Source organism: Ruegeria sp. HKCCSP351 (assembly GCF_017872535.1).
Classification (GTDB): Bacteria; Pseudomonadota; Alphaproteobacteria; order Rhodobacterales; family Rhodobacteraceae; genus Ruegeria.
In genome coordinates this window covers 336,214-353,866 of record NZ_JAEDOV010000004.1, presented here as the reverse complement: position 1 = coordinate 353,866, position 17,653 = coordinate 336,214, and the positions used below count along the sequence as shown (strand labels likewise).

Genomic DNA, 17,653 nt, shown 5'->3' with positions numbered 1-17,653 from the left:
CGTGGTGGGCTGGATATTGGGGCAGGTGGGACAGCATTTTGCCGTCAGGACCTGCCCGGACACCCCGCCCGAGTTTCGGTTTCAGTTCCGATGGCAGGTCTCCTGACTTGCGGGTCATTGCTCTGCCGACCTTCCCAGCCCATGGGCCAGTGGTATTTCGGCATTGCTTACCGCTTACAGTTGCGGGGGCAGTCGCGGACTAGGTTGATGTCTGTATGACCAGACAAACCGCACCGTGTTCCCTTTTCATCCCGACCTCTTGTGGGGGCCGGAAACCATCACACAACCGCTAGCGCCTGATCGCGTTCCGAGTCAAGCCGATCTTTGGCCGGACGTTTGGTCATGCTGGATGCGGATTATGTTCCGGCCTAGTGTCATCGGCATCGAAGGCAGGCAAACCGATTGTTTCAGCGAAAGCCGGGGACCATGTTGGATTCGGAACAGACGGTGTTGATCGAAGATTTCCGCTTTCCGTCCGGGTCTGTGACCTTGTCGGCGCGGTTGCACCGGCCAGCAGGTGAGCCGGAAACCGTTGTCGTGCTGAACAGTGCCACGGGTGTGCCGCGTGACTATTATCAACACTTCGCGCGATGGCTGGCCGCCGAGCGGGGGATAGCTTGCCTGACCTATGACTATCGGGACTACGGGTTTTCTTTGGTCGGCCGCCTGAAAGACGCAACTGCAACTATGGCGGATTGGGCGTTGATCGATATGCCTGCGGCGCGGGCCGAGATGCGCAGACGGTTTCCAAATGCGCAGCAGTGGACCATCGGCCATTCGGTCGGTGCGATGCTGGGGCCGGTGCAGCCGGATATCGACCAGATCGACCGTATGATCGGTGTGTGTTCGGGGCTGGTGACTTTGAAAGATCACCCATGGCCCTATCGGGGGTTGGCAGGGCTGTTCTGGTATGGCCATGCACCGCTGATGGTGCGAGCGCTTGGGTATCTGCCCGGCAAAGCGATCGGGTTTGGTTCGGACCTGCCCGCCTCGGTCTACTGGCAATGGCGCAAATGGTGTACAGCTCCTCTTAGCTACGTTCCCGAGATCGGGCAGAATTTGCCTGATGCGCATTGGGGCAGTTCTGGAACACCTGTGGATCTGTTCACGTTCGAAGATGACCAGATGGCTCCGCCCGAGGCAGTTTGGCGCCTTGCCGATCTGTACGGCCCCGAGGCCAGACGCCACCTTCTGAAGCCTGCCGAATTCGGACTGCCGGAGGTTGGTCACATTGGGGCATTTGCCCGGCGCAATGCAGCGGTCTGGCCGCGCCTGATCGCCTGATCAGACGCGACGCAGGTTTTCCATAACACCTTGCAGCTATGGCCGTTTACGAAGTTTCTTGTCCTGCATGACACCGCGCACCATCTTGCCAAACGCCCTGTCCCGCGCCCGCGATTGCGCAACGGTTTCCGAGTTTCGCTGATCTTCACGCCGCAGCTTGCGCCAGCGGTCCAGCCGCGCCGGATCAAGCACGCCTTCGTCGATTGCGTTCTGCACGGCACAGCCGGGCTCGGTCTCGTGCTGACAATCCGAAAAGCGGCAGCTTTGGCCAAGCTCTGTGATGTCCGAGAATACGTCGTCGATCCCGTCCTGGGCGTCCAGCAGGCGCAATGCGCGCATTCCGGGCGTGTCGATCAGCCATCCACCGTTACTCATCCGGTGCAACGCGCGCACCGTTGTCGTATGCCTGCCCCGTGCGTCGTCTTCGCGAATTCCAGACGTGGCGAGGTTTTGATCTGTCATGGTGTTGCTGAGCGTCGTTTTACCCACGCCCGACGACCCGACCAGCGCGCCGGTCTGGCCTTTGGGACACCATGCCAGAACCTTTTCGACATCTGCCGGATCCCGAGCGTTGATCGTCAAAACCGTCAAAAACGGGTCCAGAGATTCCACTTGTCCCGAGAAACTTCCGGGATCATCCGACTGGTCAGCTTTCGTCAGGACAACAACCGGATAACATCCGGCCTGGTGCGCAAGAACCAGATAACGTTCCAGTCGGGGAAGGTTGAAGTCCGCATTGCACGAGCTGACGATGTACAAAACATCGACATTGGCCGCAATCAGTTGGGTTGCGGCACCTGTACCGGCAGCTCTGCGTTGCAGCAGGCTGCGCCGGTCCAGAAGGTGGCGCACGCGGTTTTCGGCGTCTGCAAGGACCCAATCTCCGACGGCATATGAACCGGTCGGATTATCCGGTGTCAGCAAAGGGATTTCACCATCCGGGCTCAGCCCGATCAGACGGTCCCGATGTACCGATGCGATACGAAAGGGCGTGTCAGAAGGAAAAGCTGCGTGTTGCGCGGCAAAGTGAGAGGACCATCCCAGGTCCGAAAGCGTATAAGACATTTATCTGCCTGTTTTCAGAAACAACAATGCCAACGGATAGCAATCGCGCATCCGCAGGTCGTGTGTTCAGGCAGTCAGGTGATTCCGGTGAATCAGAACCAGTCTGCCCGAAGGGTTTTCAATACAATCATAAAGCCCTCCTGCGGCTATGGTTCACGAAGTGAGAGGTTGGACATCGACCCAAGCGGGGCTCGTTGTGGCTGCTTCCTTCCGGACCTGACCAGGTTGGCGAGGCGCTCGCCCGCGCCAACCTCTCGACTCCGGATATAGGGAAGGCATCGGGAAAAGACAACCCGTCAGAGTGTCAGGCGGATTCGTTCAAATCCCCTGCCATCCGAACCCAGCAGCACGGGATCGAACCTGCGTAACTCATCCAGATATTTCAGGGCGTCCGGACCTGTTCGAAGAATTGTCGTCACGCCCCGCTGCGGCATCAGCGAGAACGGGTAGGGCTGCGAGACGGTCGGATCAGGCGGAAGGTGCTGTGACAGGTAATCCCGCACTAGGTCCTTGATGCTCAGCGGTGGCAGGCTGATCTGCTCAGTCGTTGTCGCATGCGGAAAATGCCCGCCTCCGCTGGCGCGGTAATTGTTCAGCGCCATAACGAACATCTGCTCCGGTCGAACGGGATGGCCTGCATATTTCAGATCGCTGATCCGCCTGTGGTCGGTATGGATCATTTTCCCCTGCGCATCGTATCGCGGCGGCTGTGTGGGATCGATCTGATAAGACAGTCCAAACACGATGTCGAAATTGTACCTGGCCCGTTCAGGGTTGATCAGTTCGGGTTCGGAACCAGACTTTAACTGGTTGAATACGCTGGCTGACATCTCCAACCAGTCCAGCAGATGCGCACCGCTGATCCGGATTGCACGCAGCTCGTTTGGAAACACGTGCAGGTCCGCGACATGGCGTAGACATATCTCTCCGGCGGGTACCTCGGTGTAATGGCGCGGGCCTGAGCGCCCGCCGGATTTGGCAGGCGAAACAACCGACAAAACCGGCAGATCCGCCAAGTTGGTTCCCTGCAAAAGCGGGCGCAGTGCGGCGGCTTGTGCTGCAGCTACAAGGGTCAGCCCGCGATCCGGCGCACAGCAACTGAAATAGCTGTGCAATGTATCCGGGATATGTGCCACCGGTGCCGCAACGGATTGACGGGTCATACGATGCGCCACCTCACACAGGACCGCAATTTCACTGTCTTCCCCGACGGCTGTGCCGTTGCTGATAACCGGACGCAGTTCGACGCGGCTATCCCGGATTTGCACTTTGCCGTCCGGCCCGGCGGTCACGGCCAAATCGATAACCCCCAGGTAAGAGCCCGCTGATCCCGGCATGACAACGGGTGTCCCATGTACCAGCCCCGTCAGGTGATCGACCATCGGGGTATTGGCGTGACCCTCTCCTGGAAGTGTCAGGTGAGTGTGCCCGGCCACAATGGCATCGATGCCTTTGATCGCGGCTAAGGGTAGCACGGCGTTTTCCATCCCCGCCACCGGTTCGCGGCCCCCAAGGCCGGAATGAGCAAGCGCCACGATGATATCACACCCCTCGTCGCGCAATGTCTGCGTCAGGGACTTTGCCGCAAGCAGGATATCTTCGACGACGATATCGTCATCCAGATTATGTGCCTCCCAACAGGCCGTTTGCGGCGGAAGAACCGAGAAGATGCCGATGCGAACAGGAATGTCTTTACTGTTCAAAGACACAGTGCGGTTCAGAACGATATGCCGCTGCCAGGGCTGAGGTCCGCGCGTGCGATACAGGTTGCTGCAAATAACCGGGCAGGGGGCTTGCGTCAGGATGTTGTCCAATGTCGCCAGCCCGAACTCGAAATCATGGTTGCCCAGCCCGATCGCGTCATAATCCAGGGCTTTGAACGCCTTCATCATCGGATGGGCAGTGCCACTTTTTGCTGCCCAATCGCCCATTGGGGTTCCCTGCAACGAATCCCCGTTGTCAAACAGCAGCACCAGCGCGTCCTTGGCCTCTTGCCGGGCTGCGCGGATCAGGCTGGCGGTGCGTGTCAATCCAATCGTCTGGTCTGGCGTGTCGGTGTAATAGTCAAAACCGGTCAGGTTCATATGCAGGTCGGTTGTGGCCAGAATGCGAATTTTCCCACTGTCACCAATGGGCTGTACCTGCGTCGAGAAGGGGATCTTCACTTTGAGTATTCTGCTATTGAATGTGAGTATTGATTAAATCCATCAAAATTCACTCTAGATGATTTTTCCGAGGCCACCATGCGGCTTTTCGGCGGCAGGCTGGCGGATTTTCTGCCCCTGAATAGCCATTGCAACACAGGCCGAGACGTGGCAGCCCTGTGCGCAAGACCAAAAGGAAATCCAATGAAAAACGCAGAGCAGGTAACCTTCGGGGGGTCGGGCCTTGATCGGGCGGCGCAGTATCGCGGAGATGCGAACAAGCTGGCCGAGGCGATGCACAACCCGGCCGCGCAGTGTGTCTTGCTATGGCGCGGAAAGCTGCTGGTACAGGGTGAGGGGCTGGACCAGCTTGCGATGATCCCGATGACGCACCCGCTGATTAGCAATGGTCCCGGCGGCGTCATTGAATCCCCGGTGTTTTTGGGTCTGAGCGCTGACAGTTCCCCCGTGTTTGCCGTTGATATTTCCGCATGGACAGCCGAGGGGCTGGATCTAACAGGTCTGGGCGCGTTCGTGGACAAGTCCGAACAACAGCACCCGGAGTTACCGCAAGGCCACGTGTTTGCCGAGCTGCGCCGGATCATGACACGGCTGTCGGCACGCGACGCGGAACTGGCGGCCACGTCTAAGGCAATAATCGGGTGGCATGAAACACATCGCTATTGCGCCCGATGCGGTGCCGCCAGCGAGGTGTCGCAGGGGGGATGGCAGCGCAGTTGCCCGTCCTGTGGCGGGCAGCACTTTCCGCGCACCGATCCGGTTGTGATCATGTTGATCACGCATGGAGACAGCGTGCTGATGGGCCGGTCTCCGGGTTGGCCTGATGGGATGTTTTCCTTGTTGGCGGGATTTGTTGAGCCCGGCGAAACACTTGAGGCAGCAGTGCGCCGCGAAGTGATGGAAGAGGCGGGCGTGCCGGTGGGTGCGGTTTCGTACCTGTCCAGTCAGCCCTGGCCATTTCCGGCCTCATTGATGTTTGGATGTGCGGGTGAGGCGCTGTCACGCGACATCGTGATCGACCCGGTCGAAATAGAAGAGGCGATGTGGGTCAGCAAATCCGAAATGATGCAGGCCTTTGCCGGTGATCATCCCCGGTTGTTGCCGGCTCGCAAGGGGGCTATCGCTCATTTTCTGCTTCAGAACTGGCTTGCAGATACTCTGGACTGAGGAAACATTGGCTCAGCAATAATACAGCAAAGGTCATTATGCAGTTTTCAGCGCGAGAAGATATCGAGGCCCCCATCCAATCGGTATTCGACATGGTGTCGGATTTTGAACGATTCGAGCGTATGGCAATGCGCCGTGGCATCGATGTGCGCCGTTTGGGCGGTGGCACAGCGGTGACGGCCGGAACCGAATGGAATACGGAGTTCAAGCTGCGCGGAAAGCCGCGTCAGATGTCGGTGGTGATGACGGATTTCGACAGGCCTTCGCAAATGCGATTTGACGCTGCCAGCAAGGGCATTACCGGGTTCACGACCGTGGATTTTCTGGCCCTGTCCCCGCGCCGGACGCGCCTGAGCGTTGAAATGTCACTCGCCGCCAAGTCCCTGCCGGCACGGTTGCTGTTGCAATCCATGAAGCTGGGGCAATCAAGATTTCGCAAGCAGTTTCAGGTGCGTCTCAGCGAATTCGCACGCGAGTTGGAGCAGAGGCACCTGCATGGCGGGTAAGACACAAGATCGCACGGCAGGTGCGATGGGCCCGGACCACCTGAGTTTCAAGTCCGCATCCGAAAGCGATGCCGAAGGGGTCGCTGGTGTCCTTCACGATCTGGTCTTGGCTGGCTAGCGACGCAAAGCCCACGATGTCGATTTTGCTCTAAGGCACTATATTCGCCACCCGGATCAATTGCGGTGTACAATCGCCACGGACCCGAATGGTCACGTGCTCGGGTTCCAATCCCTGAAATATGCGGTCGAAAACAACCCCTACGGCGTGTCAGTGGGGTGGGGCGTGATTGGAACCCATATCCGACCATCAGCCGCCCGGCTTGGGATCGGGCGCGCACTTTTCGCGTATACTCTGGACGCGGCCTTTGCGCAGGGTCTCCCTGCTATCGATGCAACAATTGGCGCAGGCAATACCGAAGGTCTGGCCTATTACGAAGCCATGGGTTTCCGGACGTACCGCACGCAAGATGGGTCTGTGTCAAAAGTCTACCGGATTAACCGCTAGAGAGCGACGATTCCAGGCGCAGCGGCACGAAGAGTGAACGGGCCACCGGCATTGCCAAACAGCTTCGACAAAACGGGCAACAACGAAACAGGCCCAAAGGAATACCGTCGCGAACCGTGATTATCCGCGCGGATGTGCTGCCGGATAGACGCCCAGAACTTCGACATTGGTCGTGAAATGCTCAAGCTCGTCCATGGCCAGCTGCACGTTGCGGTCTTCGGGATGCCCGACAATATCCGCGTAAAACTGCGTCGCGGTGAAGGAGCCGTCGACCATATAGCTTTCCAGCTTGGTCATGTTGATCCCATTGGTGGCAAACCCACCCATCGCTTTGTAAAGCGCGGCAGGGATGTTGCGGACCTGAAACACAAAGCTGGTGATCATCCCATGATCGCCCCGGCGGGACAAATCCGTTTCGCGCGACATGACAAGAAAGCGGGTCGTATTGTCGTCATTATCCTCGATATGGCGGGCCAGCACGTTCAGGTTATAGATCTCACCGGCCAACTCGCTGGCCAGCGCGGCTGAATGCGGATTGCCTTCCTCGGCCACTTCGCGGGCGGCGCGGGCGTTATCGGGGCTGACGCGGCCGCGGATGCCGTGTTCCTTAAGGAAACCTGCACATTGCGGCAGCAGCACCAGATGCGAATGCGCCTCGGTTATGTCTTCCAGTTTTGCACCCGGCACGGCAAGAAGGTTGATGTGAACCCGGACAAAGGCCTCATCGATGATATGCAGCCCGCTGTGGGGTAACAGCCGGTGAATATCGGCCACCCGCCCATAGGTCGTGTTCTCGACCGGAAGCATTGCCAGATCCGCATCGCCTGAGCGGACCGATTCGATCACATCCTCGAAAGTGCGGCAGGGCAGGGCTTCCATATCTGGCCGAGCGTTGCGGCAAGCCTCGTGACTGTAGGCGCCGGGTTCCCCCTGAAAAGCAATGCGATTGGTCATTTGGTCGATTCCATGCAACAAGTTCGCGATTTGGTCGTTTCGTCGCGGTGTCTATACCTTGCCTCTCGCAAGGGGAAGCCTTAGACAGCTGCCCAGACAGCTGAAATGGACTCGCGATCAATGTTCGACACGATGACAGTAACCAAGGCCGCCGCAGGCCTGTTCGGCACATTCCTGGTGCTGCTTCTGGCCAAGTGGGGGGCGGATGTCCTCTATTCTTCCGGTGGCCATGGCTCGGCTGAGGCCGCCTACATTATCGAAACCGAAAGCTCGGGTGAAAGCGCCGACGGTGAAGAAGTGGTCTTTGAGGACCTGCTGGCCGCCGCAGACGTCGAGAGCGGCGCAAAAGTGTTCCGCAAATGCACCGCGTGCCACAAGCTGGAAGACGGCGCAAACGGCACCGGCCCTTACCTGTACGGTGTGGTTAATCGCCCCGTCGCCTCGGCCAACGGCTTCACCGGTTACTCGGCCGGTATGCAGGCGCATGGCGGCAACTGGACACCCGAAGCGCTGGATGCCTTCCTGACCAAGCCCGGCAGCTATATCTCGGGCACATCGATGAGCTTTGCCGGCCTGAAAAAGCCGCAGGATCGCGCCGACGTGATTGCCTATCTGCAGACAATTGGCAACTGATTGCCTGACCGATCAGAACTATTCAAAGCCGCTGCCGCAACGCAGCGGCTTTTTTGTCTGAAGAAACCTTCACAAAGTGCTCACGCATTCTAAACTTGAATCTGCACGTGCTGGCACTTTAGCTAGCGGTTACGACATTGACGGTGACAATGACCGAGAGGATGAGCAATATGATATCCCTGATGCCTACTGCACGTGATCTTGAGGTAAGGCCATGGGTTGGCATTTTGGGGCTCTGTGCCGCTCTGATTGCTCCGCATGCAGCACAGGCGCTGGATGAAGGCGTCACCCGCAGTCACGGGTATTCGTATTTCGGAAATCTGGATTACCCGGCGGATTATGCGCATCTGAATTATGTGAATCCCGACGCCCCCAAGGGTGGCGAGCTTTCGCTGGCAGCCTCTGGAACGTTCGATTCCCTCAACCCCTATTCGCGAAAGGGGCGTGCCGGTGCGCTGACCACATTGCAATATGACCGTCTGTTTGAAAGTGCCGAAGACAGTGTCGGGCAGTATTACGGCGTAGTGGCAGAAAGCCTGGAATTTGATGAAGGACGCAACTACGTCATTTTCCATTTGCGCCCCGAAGCAACTTTTTGGGATGGCACGCCTGTCACAGCGGACGATGTTGTCTACAGCCACCGTTTGTTCATCGAACAGGGCCTGCCGTCTTACGCGCAGGCCGTTGGCCGCATGGTGACAGGGGCCGAGGCGTTGGATGACCATACCGTCAAATTTACCTTCAATCCCGAAGTCACCCGCCGCAGCCTGATTGAAACTGTCGGCTCAACGCCAATTTTCTCAAAGGCGTGGTTCGAGGCGGATGAGACACGGCGGCTGGATGAACCGCGGCTGGAAGTGGCGGTAGGCTCTGGCCCCTACAAGCTCGACAGCTACGACATCAATCGCCGCATCGTTTACAAACGCCGGGACGATTATTGGGGCAAGGACCTGCCTTTTAATGTCGGCCGCAACAACTTTGATACAATCCGGGTCGAGTATTTCGCCGATCAGACGGCAGCGTTCGAGGGTTTCAAGGCGGGTGAATACACATTCCGGATCGAAAGTGACCCCAAGCTTTGGGCGACCGGGTATGATTTCCCAAAGCTGGATGAAGGCACAGTTATTCGGGATGAGATCGCGGATGGCAGCCCGCCGACACCTTCGGGCTTTGTCTTCAACCTTGGAAAGCCGCAATTTGCCGACAAGAATGTCCGCAAGGCCCTGGCCCTGGCCTTCAATTTCGAATGGACGAACGAGTCATTGTTGTTCGGTTTGAACACGCCGCGGAATTCTTTCACGCAAGGAACCCCGATCGAGGCGCAAGGCCTGCCCGAAGGGGCAGAGCTGGCGTTCCTGCAGGCGTTGGGCGACGTTGTTCCAGAAGATGTCCTGACGGAACCCGCTGTTGTGGCGCACGAATCAAACCCTGCACGCCTGAATGACCGAAAAAACTTGCGCAAAGCTGCCAGAATATTGGATGAGGCAGGCTGGTCCGTCGGCGAAGGCAATATTCGTCGCAATGCCGAAGGGCAGACTTTGAAGGTGAATATTCCATATCCTTCAAACCTGCCGACCTCGACCGCAACGATGATCGAAACCTATGTCCAGAACCTGCAATCCATCGGGGTGGATGCCTCGACCGAGAAAGTTGATCCGGCGCAATACACTTTGCGCAGCCGCGAGCGGGATTATGACATGGTCTATTCCACGCGCTACGGATCGTTCTTGTCTACCGGGGGCGGTCTGAGCCAGATGTACGGATCGGAAGAAGCGGCCTTTAGTCTGTTCAACCCGGCAGGTCTGGCTAGTCCCTTGGTCGACGCGATCATCGAGGCGTCCTTTGAAACGGACAATCAGGCGGATCAGGACACGGCGTTGATGGCTTTGGATCGCGCCTTGCGGTACGAGTTTTTCGTAATCCCCGTGGGGTACATCGCAGAATACTGGACAGCATATTACGATATGTACGAATACCCGGAAAACCTGCCGCCCTATTCACTGGGTTATCTTGATCTGTGGTGGATCAATCCGGAAAAACAGGCTGCGTTGAAAGCGAAAGGCGCGCTGCGATAACATGGGCGCCTATATACTAAGACGCTTATTGCTGATCATTCCGACCCTTCTGGGTATCATGATCGTCAACTTCACGCTGGTCCAGTTCGTACCGGGCGGGCCGGTCGAACAGATCATCGCGCAAATCGAAGGTCAGGGTGACGTATTCGCCGGGTTCGCCGGTGGGGGCGACGCCGGAGCGGGTTCCGAACCGGCGGGCGGTGTCTTCGACGACAAATATGTCGGTGCGCGCGGCCTTCCGCCCGAGTTTATTGCTGAGCTGGAAAAAGAATTCGGCTTCGACAAGCCCCCGCTTGAACGGTTCCTGATCATGATGGGCAACTATCTGACGTTTGATTTCGGCGAGAGTTATTTCCGCTCGATCAGCGTGATCGACCTGGTGCTTGAAAAGATGCCGGTCTCGATCTCGCTGGGGCTGTGGTCGACCCTGATTGCCTATCTGGTCTCGATCCCGCTGGGTATTCGAAAGGCGGTCAAGGATGGATCGCAATTCGATACCTGGACAAGCGGGGCGATTATTGTGGCCTATGCCATTCCGGGCTTTCTGTTTGCGATCCTGCTGCTGGTGCTTTTTGCTGGCGGGTCATACTGGCAAATCTTCCCGCTGCGTGGCCTGACGTCGGACAATTGGGACAGCCTGAGTTTCTTTGGCAAGATCACGGATTATTTCTGGCACATAGCGTTGCCGACGATTGCGCTGACAATCTCGGCTTTTGCGACACTGACCCTGCTGACCAAGAACTCGTTTCTGGATGAGATCAAGAAACAGTATGTCATGACAGCCCGCGCCAAAGGGCTGAGTGAACGCAAGGTTCTATACGGTCATGTCTTCCGCAACGCGATGCTGATTGTGATTGCAGGGTTCCCGGCCGTGTTCATCGGGGTGTTTTTTGGCGGGTCGATCATTATCGAGACGATTTTCTCGCTGGATGGACTGGGCCGTTTGGGGTTCGAAGCTGCCGTTGCGCGCGATTACCCGGTGATCTTCGGCACGCTGTTCATCTTCGGTCTGATGGGGCTGGTCGTCGGCATTATCAGCGACCTGATGTATGTGCTGGTCGACCCGCGCATTGATTTCGAAAAGCGGGAGGGGTAAATGGCTTTGTCCCCGCTGAACCAACGCCGCTGGAGCAACTTCCGCCGCAACAGACGGGCCTTCTGGTCGCTGATCATCTTCGCTGTGTTGTTCGGCCTGTCGTTGTTTGCCGAATTCATCGCCAACGACAAACCCATCCTCGTGAAATATCGGGGAGAGTACTTTACGCCGGTTTTCAACTTCTACGCCGAAACCGAATTTGGCGGAGATTTCCAGACCGAAGCGATTTATCGCGACCCCGAGGTTCAGTGCCTGATCGACAGCGGTGGATTGGAAGACTGTTTCGATGATCCCGAAGGCATCATCGAACAGATCGACGCCGGAACGTTCCAGGCTGAGGGTTTTGAACCCGGCTGGTCGCTCTGGCCGTTGATCCCCTATTCCTTCAATACCTCGGTGGACCGCCCCGGTGCTGCGCCCCTGCCGCCCAACGGCCAGAACCTGCTGGGTACCGATGATACCAAGCGCGACGTGCTGGCCCGCGTGATTTACGGCTTTCGTTTGTCGATCCTGTTCACGCTGCTGGTGACGGGTGCGGCTAGCTTGATCGGGATTTTCGCGGGTGCCATCCAAGGGTTCTTTGGTGGCTGGCTGGACCTGATCTTTCAGCGGATCATCGAGATCTGGTCGGCAACCCCGTCGCTTTACGTGATCATCATCATGTTTGCGGTGCTAGGGCGAAGTTTCTGGTTGCTGGTCGCACTGATGATCCTGTTCAGCTGGACCGGGCTGGTCGGAGTGGTGCGCGCCGAGTTCCTGCGGGCGCGGAACCTTGAATATGTCCGCGCGGCGCGGGCGCTGGGTGTTGGCAACATGACGATCATGTTCCGCCACATGCTGCCCAATGCGATGGTGGCCACGCTGACCTTCATGCCGTTCATCGTCACCGGAACCATCGGCGGGCTGGCTTCGCTGGATTATCTGGGCTTTGGCCTGCCGTCCTCGGCCCCCTCGCTGGGAGAGCTGACCTTGCAGGCCAAGCAGAACCTTCAGGCCCCATGGCTGGCCTTCACCGCCTTCTTCACCTTTGCCATCATGCTGTCGCTGCTGGTCTTCATCTTTGAAGGCGTGCGGGATGCATTCGATCCCAGAAAGACCTTCTCATGAGCTTGCTGGATGTGAAAAACCTCAAGGTCTCGTTCCGTCAGGATGGGCAGGTCAACGCGGCCGTCAAAGGCGTGTCCTTCACTGTGGACCGCGGGGAAACCGTCGCGCTGGTGGGCGAATCCGGATCGGGCAAATCGGTTACCGCGCTCAGCACCGTATCTTTGCTTGGCGACAGCGCGTTGGTCGAAGGCTCGGTCACCTATGACGGGCAAGAGATGATCGGCGCCTCGGAACAGCATCTGATGGATGTGCGGGGCAATGACATCAGCTTTATCTTTCAGGAGCCGATGACCTCGCTGAACCCGTTGCACACGATCCAGAAACAGATGGCTGAATCGCTGGCCCTGCATCAGGGTGTGGCTGGCGATGTGGCACGGGACAGGATTGTCGAATTGCTGACCAAGGTCGGTATCCGCGATCCTCAAGACCGGCTGGACAGCTATCCGCATCAGTTGTCAGGCGGTCAGCGGCAGCGGGTGATGATCGCCATGGCCCTTGCCAACAAACCGGACATCCTGATCGCGGATGAGCCGACAACGGCACTGGATGTGACCATTCAGGCGCAGATCCTCGAACTGCTGGCTGAATTGCAGAAATCGGAGAACATGGGGATGCTGTTTATCACCCATGATCTGGGCATCGTGCGCCGCATTGCTGACCGGGTCTGTGTGATGAAAGACGGCGAAATTGTCGAAACCGGCTTGACGACCGAGATTTTCGAAAACCCGCAGCACCCCTATACTTGCAAACTTCTGGCGGCAGAGCCGTCGGGTCAGCCTGAACCCGTTGCCACGGATGCGGAAGAGGTCGCGCGCACCGATCACCTGAAGGTCTGGTTCCCAATCCAGCGCGGGTTTCTGAAGCGTACGGTTGGATATGTGAAAGCGGTGAACGACGCGACCCTCTGCGTGCGCGCGGGTGAGACGTTGGGGATTGTTGGAGAAAGCGGGTCGGGCAAGACCACGCTTGCGCTGGCCATGATGCGGCTAATCGCGTCCGAGGGTGGCATCACCTTTCGCGATCAGGACGTGCGCAAATGGTCCACGCGGGAACTGCGGCGGTTGCGCAAGGACATGCAGATCGTGTTTCAGGACCCGTTTGGCAGCCTCAGCCCACGAATGACCTGCCAGCAGATCATTGCAGAAGGTCTGGCCATTCACAACGTCGACCCGGACCGCGCACCGCGTGAACTTGTGGCCGAGGTGATGACCGAAGTGGGGCTTGATCCGGCGACGATGGATCGATACCCGCACGAGTTTTCCGGCGGTCAGCGTCAGCGTATCGCCATTGCCCGCGCGATGGTTCTGCGGCCCAAACTGCTGGTTCTGGACGAGCCGACCAGCGCGCTGGATATGACCGTTCAGGTTCAGATCGTCGATCTGCTGCGCAATCTGCAACAGAAATACGGGCTGGCCTATCTGTTCATCAGCCATGACCTGAAAGTGGTCCGGGCCATGTCGCACAACGTGATCGTCATGCGAAACGGCGATGTGGTCGAAATGGGCGCGGCCGAGGATTTGTTCGAAAACGCCCAGACCGACTATACCCGCGAATTGATCGCAGCGGCGGGCTGAGAACAGCCCGCCCGGTGTCGCGCGTCAGGCGCTGGCTTTTTCCCGTGCAGATGACTGGGGCACAGGCCCGCGCAGTTCCTCGTAGTGATCAAAGCTCAGCTTGACCCACCCGGTCCCGCGCGTGGCGCTGGCCAGCGTGCGGTGCAGTTCGTCCTCGGCAACGGCGGGCAACTGGGCGTTGAATATCTCCCAGCCCGTCGCATTCGGGTTGCCCTCAAATCCCAGAACCTGTCCCTGAAGGGTGCTGATCGTTGGTACGAGATCGCCCACAAAAGCCGAGGGCAGGTGTATCTCGGCGCTCAGGATCGGTTGCAGGACGACAGGTTTGGCCTGCGGCAACGCCTCGCGCACCGCGTTTTTACCTGCGGTCCGGAAGGCATAATCCGAACTGTCCACATTGTGGTGTTTGCCATCGCTCAGGATCACTTTGACATCAACCACGGGAAAGCCCTCGGGGCCTTGTTCCAATGCGTCCTTGGCCCCGTGTTCCACCGACGGGATGTAGTTCTTGGGAACAGCACCGCCCTTGACCACTTCATCGAACTGGAACCCCGATCCGCGCGGCAAAGGCGCGACCGAAATCACCACATCTGCAAATTGCCCGGCACCGCCGGACTGTTTGCGATGGCGATGGCGATGCTCAACCGTTGCGCGGATGGTTTCGCGATAGGCGGTTTCCACCTGTTCCGCCTCGATCTCGATCCCGAAATCCTCGGCCAGCTTGGCGGTCACGCGGCGCATGTGCTGCGGACCTTGCGAGCCCAGAATCGAATGACCGCTCATCTCATCCTGTTGCAGGTGCAGGCCCGGATCGATTTCGGCCAGACGGCTCAGGGCGTTTGACAGGCGCACATCGTCCCGCTCATGCGCGGGCGAGACGACCTGACGATGCGCAACCGGATGAGACGACGCCCATTCCGGCAGCTCCGTCGCAGAAGAACTGTCATAAATGTATCCGGGGTTGAGGTGATCGGATTTGACCGCCAGTCCGATCTGCCCAGCATCCAGCGTGGCGATCTGGGTCTTGGCGTCCAGTGTTGTCAGGTTGCCAACCGTTTCACCGCCCAACGCCTCATGCGCTTTTACCCCGTCCCCAAGGCCGCGCAGAACGATGATCTTTCCGATATGCTTTTTGACATCCGCAAAGCCCGCGATGGCACGGGCGCTTTCGGCGGCCTCGTCCCGTCCGGCGGCGATATCAAACTCGGGGGTCTCATGACGCAGCGCTTTCATCAGGCGCGTCAGCCCGTTGCCGTGGCTTGCAGCGCCCAGACAAGCGGGGATCAACTGATGATTCTGCAGAACCTGCGCGGCCAGTTCATAAACCTCATCGCTTGGGGGCTGTTTGTCTTCAATCAATTGTTCCAGTAGGTGATCATCGAAATCGGAAAGCGTCTCAAGCAACTCGGTCCGCGCTTCCTGCTCGCGATCCTCGACAGATTTGGGTAGCTCAATCAGGGCCGACGGCTGGCCCTCCTGATATTTCCACGCCCGTTCCGAGATCAGATCGACCGCGCCGATGATCGTGTCGCCCTCGCGGATCGGAACCTGACGCAGGGCGATGTGGTGCGTGCAATAGGTTTGCAGCGCCGCGATGATGTCGCGGATGCGGCCATTGGGGTTGTCCATGCGGTTGATGAAAAGAAAACAGGGAATGCCCGCCTCTTCCACCAGCCGAAGATAGGGCGCGCACAGCACGGCGGCATTTGGATCGGGTGGTACCACGATAACGGCAGCATCCGAGATTGCCATGGCAGGGCCGACATAAGCGAGGGAATCGCCACCCCCATCCACATCGATCGCGCACCAGGGCTCGTCCAGGTAAGAAAAACCGTGCAAGTGCACGGTTCCGGAAACATCGAATGTGGTCGGGCGCCCGTCGAGGCGGCTGATGGCCTCGACCAGGGTAGATTTGCCCGACTGGCTGGGCCCGAGGACGGTGAATACGCGCATGAGTGTTGTCCCTCTTTCAGGTTGCAGAATGGCTGCACGAAAAGGGCCATCCGACGCAGTCGCGTCAGCTAGGACTGTCTGTAATTTGCCCGCCTCAGGCCGCAGGGCGAAACATCACCCCACAGCTTGAGTGTGGGAAAAACCGCAGGCGTGCGTCAAGCCCCCGATGTGTTTTGTGCTTTACGGGCTGAATGTTGCCCGCAAAAAGAGAGGTCAGATCGCCGAGCTGTGCCCGGCTTTGCTGAGGTCGTATGCGTCAAAGCTGCGGGCAACCATCCGGGTCAGCGCGCGCGCCTCGGGGGGGATAAACAGCCCCTCGTCGCTGATTTGCAGCAGCCCGTCGAATGAGGCGTTGGCAGCGCGATACATGTCGTTCAGCGCTGCGACCGAGATATCGTGATCGCGCAGGATTTCAGCCGAATCGATCCGGAAATCGCACATCAGCGCTTCGATCAGACGGGCGCGCAGAATATCCTGACCTTTGAACAGGTGCCCGCGGGATGTCGAAAACTGCCCGTTGCGAATGGCCTTGGTATGAGCAGACGTAGCCGGGGCATTCTGCGCATAGCCTTGTGGAAAGCGCGAGATCGAGCTGGCCCCGACACCGATCAGAACATCGGCCAGGTCGTCGGTATAACCCTGGAAGTTCCGCTTCAGACGACCCGCGCGCAGGGCATGGGTCAGCCCGTCATCCTGCGTGGCAAAATGGTCGATGCCGATCTCGGCGTAGTTGTCCCACAGGAACAGGCGGCGGGCGGTGTCGAACAGTTCCAGCCGTTGTTCGGGCGTTGGCAGTGCGTCCGACGGGATCAGCTGCTGCCGTTTGGCCATCCACGGCACATGGGCATACCCATAAAGCGCCACGCGGTCCGGGCTGAGCGACAGAAGCTTCTGCACGCTTTCCGTCATCCGGGCCTTTGTCTGGTGTGGCAGCCCGTAAAGGATGTCCGCATTCAGGCTGGCAATGCCACGTGCGCGGATCATGTCGATTGCATCGCGCGTGGTATCGTAGCTTTGAATGCGGCCAATGGTTTTCTGGATTTCATCGTCGAAATCCTGCACCCCGATCGAGGCGCGGTTCATGCCCGCCTCTGCCAGCGCATCCAGACGCGCCTCGTCAATCTCGTTCGGATCGATTTCAACCGAGAATTCGGCATCCGGCCCCATGGGGACGATCCCCAGAATGTGCTGTGCCAGATCGCGCATCAGCTGGGCGTTCAGCAACGTCGGCGTACCGCCGCCCCAGTGCAGGCGCGACAGAACCACACCCGCAGGCAGGCGCGCCGCCAGCAGGTCCAGCTCGGCTTTCAGAACATCCACATAGGCAATCACCGGATTGTCGGTTTGTGTGCCTTGCGTTCTGCAGGCGCAAAACCAGCACAGCCTGCGGCAGAACGGGACGTGGATATAAAGGGATATGGCGCTGCCGGGTTTGATTCCCGAAATCCAGTCGCCAAACATGTCCGCCCCCACGTCATTGTTGAAATGGGGCGCTGTGGGATAGCTTGTGTAACGCGGTACTTTCGCGTCAAAAAGTCCAAGCTTTGCCAATTGTGGTTTCACTATCAT

Annotated in this window: 15 protein-coding genes, 1 other RNA gene and 1 riboswitch; of the genes, 10 read left to right on the top strand and 6 right to left on the bottom strand. The window is 58.4% G+C overall.

Features of this window, described 5'->3' with window-relative positions:
- Nucleotides 1-74 precede the first annotated feature (74 nt).
- Nucleotides 75-295: riboswitch (cobalamin riboswitch) on the bottom strand.
- A gap of 131 nt (nt 296-426) precedes the next feature.
- Nucleotides 427-1,284, top strand: coding sequence for a hypothetical protein (locus tag I9182_RS11310; RefSeq protein ID WP_209598287.1), 858 nt, complete (start codon nt 427-429; stop codon nt 1,282-1,284).
- A 36-nt stretch (nt 1,285-1,320) separates the two neighbouring features.
- Here the strand turns inward: I9182_RS11310 and rsgA are convergent, their stop codons facing one another.
- The 3 genes from rsgA to I9182_RS11295 all read right to left on the bottom strand — a co-directional run bounded on the left by rsgA (nt 1,321) and on the right by I9182_RS11295 (nt 4,514).
- The gene (gene rsgA / locus I9182_RS11305) at nt 1,321-2,349 is read right to left on the bottom strand and encodes a ribosome small subunit-dependent GTPase A (RefSeq protein WP_209598286.1); all 1,029 of its coding nucleotides are present in this window, start codon (nt 2,347-2,349) and stop codon (nt 1,321-1,323) included.
- A 158-nt stretch (nt 2,350-2,507) separates the two neighbouring features.
- Nucleotides 2,508-2,606, bottom strand: an RNA gene (gene ffs / locus I9182_RS11300) — signal recognition particle sRNA small type.
- 39 nt (nt 2,607-2,645) lie between these two features.
- Complete coding sequence (locus I9182_RS11295) at nt 2,646-4,514, bottom strand: bifunctional 2',3'-cyclic-nucleotide 2'-phosphodiesterase/3'-nucleotidase (protein ID WP_348540398.1); 1,869 nt, start codon at nt 4,512-4,514, stop codon at nt 2,646-2,648.
- Nucleotides 4,515-4,697: 183 nt separating this feature from the next.
- On the opposite strand from I9182_RS11295, the gene nudC reads away from it, so the two are divergent.
- From nudC to I9182_RS11280, 4 genes are read left to right on the top strand one after another with little or no spacing between them, the layout of a single operon-like run.
- Entirely contained in the window at nt 4,698-5,681 is a 984-nt protein-coding gene (nudC, locus tag I9182_RS11290) for an NAD(+) diphosphatase (protein ID WP_209598285.1), read from the top strand.
- Nucleotides 5,682-5,719: 38 nt separating this feature from the next.
- Nucleotides 5,720-6,187 (top strand): SRPBCC family protein, encoded by a 468-nt coding sequence (locus tag I9182_RS11285; protein ID WP_209598284.1) that lies wholly within the window; start codon nt 5,720-5,722, stop codon nt 6,185-6,187.
- Nucleotides 6,177-6,305, top strand: a complete 129-nt coding sequence (locus I9182_RS20540) for a hypothetical protein (protein WP_280922670.1) — start codon at nt 6,177-6,179, stop codon at nt 6,303-6,305. Before I9182_RS11285 ends, I9182_RS20540 begins: the two co-directional genes overlap by 11 nt.
- Before the next feature lie 42 nt (nt 6,306-6,347).
- Nucleotides 6,348-6,692, top strand: a complete 345-nt coding sequence (locus I9182_RS11280) for a GNAT family N-acetyltransferase (RefSeq protein WP_348540399.1) — start codon at nt 6,348-6,350, stop codon at nt 6,690-6,692.
- 120 nt (nt 6,693-6,812) lie between these two features.
- Here I9182_RS11280 and I9182_RS11275 read toward each other — a convergent pair whose 3' ends face one another.
- A complete protein-coding gene (locus I9182_RS11275; protein WP_209507731.1) occupies nt 6,813-7,646 on the bottom strand; it encodes a prephenate dehydratase in 834 nt (277 codons plus the stop codon).
- A 120-nt stretch (nt 7,647-7,766) separates the two neighbouring features.
- Between I9182_RS11275 and I9182_RS11270 the strand changes: the two genes are divergently transcribed.
- The 5 genes from I9182_RS11270 (at nt 7,767) to I9182_RS11250 (ending at nt 14,131) form a co-directional block, all read left to right on the top strand.
- The gene (locus I9182_RS11270; protein WP_209507801.1) at nt 7,767-8,279 is read left to right on the top strand and encodes a cytochrome c family protein; all 513 of its coding nucleotides are present in this window, start codon (nt 7,767-7,769) and stop codon (nt 8,277-8,279) included.
- Nucleotides 8,280-8,449: 170 nt separating this feature from the next.
- On the top strand, nt 8,450-10,354 hold the full coding sequence (locus I9182_RS11265; protein ID WP_209598283.1) for an extracellular solute-binding protein: 1,905 nt from the start codon (nt 8,450-8,452) through the stop codon (nt 10,352-10,354).
- A gap of 1 nt (nt 10,355) precedes the next feature.
- Nucleotides 10,356-11,450, top strand: a complete 1,095-nt coding sequence (locus I9182_RS11260; protein WP_209507735.1) for a microcin C ABC transporter permease YejB — start codon at nt 10,356-10,358, stop codon at nt 11,448-11,450.
- Complete coding sequence (locus I9182_RS11255; RefSeq protein WP_209507737.1) at nt 11,451-12,557, top strand: ABC transporter permease; 1,107 nt, start codon at nt 11,451-11,453, stop codon at nt 12,555-12,557. It begins immediately after the preceding gene.
- Nucleotides 12,554-14,131, top strand: a complete 1,578-nt coding sequence (locus I9182_RS11250) for an ABC transporter ATP-binding protein (RefSeq protein WP_209598282.1) — start codon at nt 12,554-12,556, stop codon at nt 14,129-14,131. The genes I9182_RS11255 and I9182_RS11250 overlap by 4 nt, the downstream gene beginning before the upstream one ends.
- Before the next feature lie 24 nt (nt 14,132-14,155).
- Here I9182_RS11250 and I9182_RS11245 read toward each other — a convergent pair whose 3' ends face one another.
- The gene (locus I9182_RS11245) at nt 14,156-16,084 is read right to left on the bottom strand and encodes an elongation factor G (RefSeq protein ID WP_209598281.1); all 1,929 of its coding nucleotides are present in this window, start codon (nt 16,082-16,084) and stop codon (nt 14,156-14,158) included.
- A 213-nt stretch (nt 16,085-16,297) separates the two neighbouring features.
- Nucleotides 16,298-17,653 (bottom strand): oxygen-independent coproporphyrinogen III oxidase, encoded by a 1,356-nt coding sequence (gene hemN, locus I9182_RS11240; protein WP_209598280.1) that lies wholly within the window; start codon nt 17,651-17,653, stop codon nt 16,298-16,300.